The sequence below is a fragment of the Sphingobacterium prati genome (assembly GCF_013167215.1).
Lineage (GTDB): Bacteria > Bacteroidota > Bacteroidia > Sphingobacteriales > Sphingobacteriaceae > Sphingobacterium > Sphingobacterium prati.
Genome location: NZ_JABJWY010000021.1, coordinates 1 through 4,298, shown reverse-complemented (window position 1 = coordinate 4,298; position 4,298 = coordinate 1). Strand labels below are relative to the sequence as shown.

7 protein-coding genes are annotated in these 4,298 nt (G+C 39.0%); 5 read left to right on the top strand and 2 right to left on the bottom strand.

The window, feature by feature from the left end:
* Positions 1 to 113: 113 nt before the first annotated feature.
* Positions 114 to 434 (top strand): IS3 family transposase, encoded by a 321-nt coding sequence (locus tag HPC41_RS05920; protein ID WP_172393111.1) that lies wholly within the window; start codon positions 114 to 116, stop codon positions 432 to 434.
* A gap of 387 nt (positions 435 to 821) precedes the next feature.
* Here HPC41_RS05920 and HPC41_RS05915 read toward each other — a convergent pair whose 3' ends face one another.
* Together HPC41_RS05915 and HPC41_RS05910 are read right to left on the bottom strand one after the other, a co-directional pair.
* On the bottom strand, positions 822 to 1,361 hold the full coding sequence (locus HPC41_RS05915) for an NAD(P)H-dependent oxidoreductase (RefSeq protein ID WP_172393115.1): 540 nt from the start codon (positions 1,359 to 1,361) through the stop codon (positions 822 to 824).
* A gap of 1 nt (position 1,362) precedes the next feature.
* Complete coding sequence (locus tag HPC41_RS05910) at positions 1,363 to 2,364, bottom strand: Rossmann-fold NAD(P)-binding domain-containing protein (RefSeq protein ID WP_172393114.1); 1,002 nt, start codon at positions 2,362 to 2,364, stop codon at positions 1,363 to 1,365.
* A gap of 108 nt (positions 2,365 to 2,472) precedes the next feature.
* On the opposite strand from HPC41_RS05910, the gene HPC41_RS05905 reads away from it, so the two are divergent.
* The 4 genes from HPC41_RS05905 (at position 2,473) to HPC41_RS05890 (ending at position 4,294) form a co-directional block, all read left to right on the top strand.
* Positions 2,473 to 3,039 carry a TetR/AcrR family transcriptional regulator gene (locus HPC41_RS05905; RefSeq protein ID WP_172393113.1) on the top strand — a complete coding sequence of 189 codons (567 nt, stop codon included), beginning with the start codon at positions 2,473 to 2,475 and terminating at the stop codon, positions 3,037 to 3,039.
* A gap of 151 nt (positions 3,040 to 3,190) precedes the next feature.
* Positions 3,191 to 3,433, top strand: a complete 243-nt coding sequence (locus HPC41_RS05900) for a transposase (RefSeq protein WP_172393112.1) — start codon at positions 3,191 to 3,193, stop codon at positions 3,431 to 3,433.
* Positions 3,376 to 3,936 (top strand): IS3 family transposase, encoded by a 561-nt coding sequence (locus tag HPC41_RS05895; protein ID WP_172393116.1) that lies wholly within the window; start codon positions 3,376 to 3,378, stop codon positions 3,934 to 3,936. The genes HPC41_RS05900 and HPC41_RS05895 overlap by 58 nt, the downstream gene beginning before the upstream one ends.
* A 37-nt stretch (positions 3,937 to 3,973) precedes the next feature.
* Positions 3,974 to 4,294: an IS3 family transposase gene (locus HPC41_RS05890; RefSeq protein ID WP_172393111.1), complete on the top strand. Its 321-nt coding sequence runs from the start codon at positions 3,974 to 3,976 to the stop codon at positions 4,292 to 4,294.
* Positions 4,295 to 4,298: the final 4 nt, after the last annotated feature.

The window sequence follows — 4,298 nt, the reverse complement described above, 5'->3', positions numbered from 1 at the left end:
CATTGATCTGGCGGACAGAAAGGTCATCGGATGGTCTTTGAGAACTGATATGACCGCTAAAAACACTTCTGTATAAGCCATCAGGATGGCTATTAAAAACCGGGGTGTCAAAGATGGCCTTATCTTCCATTCGAATAGAGGGATTCAATATGCCTGCGATGAATTCAGGGGTAATTGTAGAAAACAGGATACTTCAAAGCATGAGCAGAAAAGCGAATTGCTGGGACAATTCAGTTGCTGAGAGCTTTTTCAAGACTTTAAAGGCTGAAATGGTCTATCATAGAAAATTCATGGATCAGCAGTCAGCTAAATTGGAGATCTTCGGATACATTGAAGGATTTTATAACACCAAAAGAACACATTCTGCTCTGGGCTATAAGACACCAAAACAGATGGAAGAGATGCTGCTAAAAAAAGATAGATTGGCAGCATAAAAAAGTCTCCTATTTTAAGTTGCAATTCCGTAATGCTTATTGCCAGTAATGACATAGGGAGTTTTACAATAACCAAAAATATCCGCAGTATTTGAGAGGGCACTGAAAAACTATCCATTAAAAAGGGCTTATGAATTTTTATGTCCATAAGCCCTTATCTTTTGTCTGTTTAAAGCTTCTATATTTAACTCCGCAAATAATCGATCCTCAAGGGGTTTAACTAACGGTTTTCACCCTTTTTGGAAGTTCTAAGTTTTCATGAGGACTTTTTCAGTGCCCTGGTATTTGATGCGGATATTTTTGTGGAAGAACCGCCTCATTTTTTTGACTTCCTGAATACTTCTGAAACACACGACGATGGTTTGCTTGAAGCATTAGGCAGATATATTATAATTTTTCTAAATATGACATATATCTCGAAACACTCTTTTCCATCCAATCTACAGAAACCTGCATATCGGCACCAAATTGAGAAAAAAAGACGTGATAATCAGATTTTATATACTCAAATGTTAGTTCGAACGGCCTGAGCAATTCCGCTAATGAATACTTATATTTACCATTAGCTTGATAGTCCTCGTCATCTGCACCTAATGAAATTGCTAAAGCAATTTTTTTACCTGCTACTTTGTAACCGCTTTTGCTACCAAAAGCCCATCCATATACCAAAACTTCGTCCAACCATTTTTTTAACAATGGAGGAGAACTGAACCAATACATTGGAAATTGAAAAACAATTTTATCGTATTGTTCGATGCGTTTTTGCTCCGCTTCTATGTCTATTTTTTCATCGGGATATGCCTTGTATAGATCGTGAATGATGTATTTTTCTGGAGACTTATTTAATTCTTCCAGCCATCTTTTGTTCACCACAGATGCATTGCTGTTGGGATGAACTAAGATGATCAGTATTTTAGAGTTATCCATTTTATGCATTTTGAATGGTCAATTCTTCGGAAATTGTAATGTCAAATTCTTTTAGACGATCAATAACCATATCGGTGTTAACTAATAGTTCGGGAAGATACATACCGCCTTCTCGTACTGCTGGTTGATTTTCCGTTCCCAGCAAGGCTTCGGTGATGAGATAAACACCAACTGCTGTAAGATGGGAGCCTCCTTTTAAGCCCGACACGACTGAACGTAAATGAACTTTTTCTCCGGAAATTAAAATACCTTCCATACCAATATACAGATCATGAGATGCTATTCCATTTTTTGTACCGATCGACGTTCCGTAAGCAAAGTCGAAACGTACATTTGGTGTGTTGGTAAAGGCTGCAATACTTGGTACATCCAAGGTGCTCATAGGATACCCGACTACCTGCGAACCATCTGCCAATATGATTGTTTTTGCATTTTCAGTTGCCTCAACGATTTTCCAGCGGCGTTCCTCGCGCATCAATGCCTTCGCTACAAAACCATCTACCTGGGCTGCTACCAAAGGGCCAACTGGGTCAAGGGGGTCATAAAGGGCCGCAGTTTCGATCTTATAAATTTCCTTAAATCTTGTTGCCAATTGCTTGGTGACTAACGTGATGATGCCCGCTTGCCAATGACTTGCAAAAACAATAGGGGCTTTAGGCTTTTTTTGAAGCGATAAAAACACGGTTGGTGAGATTTCTTCTGCTATTTCGGTAATTGTGATGTGCGCAATACCGCGCTCAATTGCAACTTCGCGAAGTACATTTTCATGGTCTTCCATTGCGGTAATAATAAGGTCAACTTTGCCATATAGCGACCAATCTATCGTTTCATGTAAATTGATAAAAGCAGTTTCTGCATGATGTAATTCTGCGGCTAAGTCCTCGCCGTCCTTGTGATTTCGACCGGCTAAAATAAGTTCCACTGTTGGGTAGTTTTTTCTGATTAAACGAGCTATGTTACTGCCAACAAGCCCATATCCACCGACAATTAAGATACGTTTCATTTGTTCTGTATTATTTAATTAAATATCTAATTAGGTCAATTGACCTATAATGCAAATATAGGTCAATTGACCTAATGATTGCAAATTTTTTTATATATTTGTTTTGTAATGGAGAAAAAGGAAGACCGCAAAAATTTAATCATTCAGGTAACAATCGCTTTACTGGGCGAAGAAGGTGCAGATAACTTATCCATGCGAAAAGTTGCGAAGTCAGCCAATATATCGTTGAGCAATCTGCAATACTACTATAACGGCAAAGACGCCTTACTAATAGCTACGGTGGAGCAATATTTTAAGGTTTGTCAAGAAGAAGTGACCGAAAAGTTACCGCCGCTGAATAAAGAAAATGAAGTATCACCAACTCAGTTTTTTGAACAGCTGCTAGGACTTTTACTTTACAACGGAAAAGAAAACCGCCAAACGATTATGTTCCGGGAAATTGCGGCATTGTCATCCCGAAACAAAGAATTGGACGCTGCGGTAGATAAGTATTATAAAGAATATTGCATTTGGCTTACAGAATTAGTCTCCAAACACACGCGGCATCCCGAAAAAGTAGTCAGTCTGATTGTCCCTTATCTGGAAGGTTTTGCCAACATGGGCACGACTTTACCTTTACAGAAGAACGATTGTATTGCAATACTTTTGAAATGTATTCATGAATTAGAAAAATAGAATCGTCAAGTAATATCTCGTTAAACAACCTCAAGACAGAAAAACCTTAAATTCATTTTCCGATTTATTATTCCAGGGTAGATTATTTGCGAAACGATTTCTGTGCAATTTTACAGAGCGTGCTTATATAGCATGTTATTGTATGTTTTTTATGCTAAAAACGGCATGGGTAGCCAAGGAATTAGACATAGACCCCAGTTTGCTGAGTAAGTGGCGTAGAAATCCACGTTATAATGGGAATAAGGTTTTACCGGACAATCCTAGGATTAGTCCAGAAGAACAGGAGCTGAGGGTTTTACGTAAAAAGTTAAGAGATACAGAATTAGAACGTGATATATTAAAAAAGGCCATAGCCATCTTCTCCAGGGGAGACGGTCCATATACCGGTTCATAAAGGAGAACCGAGAAGTATATTCCGTAGAGAAGATGTGCAAAGTATTTAACGTTAGTAGCAGTTGTTTTTACCGTTGGCGGGTTTGCCCCGAGTCCCCCAGGGAACAACGGAGTAAAACACTTGTGGATAAAATACAGCAGGTACACAACGACAGTAAGTATATCTATGGCAGCCCACGGATAACCGCAGAGCTGCACAAAAAAGGTGATATGGTATCAAGAAGCTACGTTGCAAGGTTGATGAAGAAACATGGGATACGAAGTAAGGTTAAGAAAAAATATAGGGTGACCACAGATTCCGTCCATAGCTATGGGATAGCTGAAAATCTCCTCCAAAGAGATTTTTCAGCGGATGCCCTGTCACAGAAATGGGTTGGCGACATTACCTATATCCATACTGACAAAGGGAGGCTTTATCTAACAACAGTCATTGATCTGGCGGACAGAAAGGTCATCGGATGGTCTTTGAGAACTGATATGACCGCTAAAAACACTTCTGTATAAGCCATCAGGATGGCTATTAAAAACCGGGGTGTCAAAGATGGCCTTATCTTCCATTCGAATAGAGGGATTCAATATGCCTGCGATGAATTCAGGGGTAATTGTAGAAAACAGGATACTTCAAAGCATGAGCAGAAAAGCGAATTGCTGGGACAATTCAGTTGCTGAGAGCTTTTTCAAGACTTTAAAGGCTGAAATGGTCTATCATAGAAAATTCATGGATCAGCAGTCAGCTAAATTGGAGATCTTCGGATACATTGAAGGATTTTATAACACCAAAAGAACACATTCTGCTCTGGGCTATAAGACACCAAAACAGATGGAAGAGATGCTGCTAAAAAAAGATAGATTGGCAGCATAAAAAA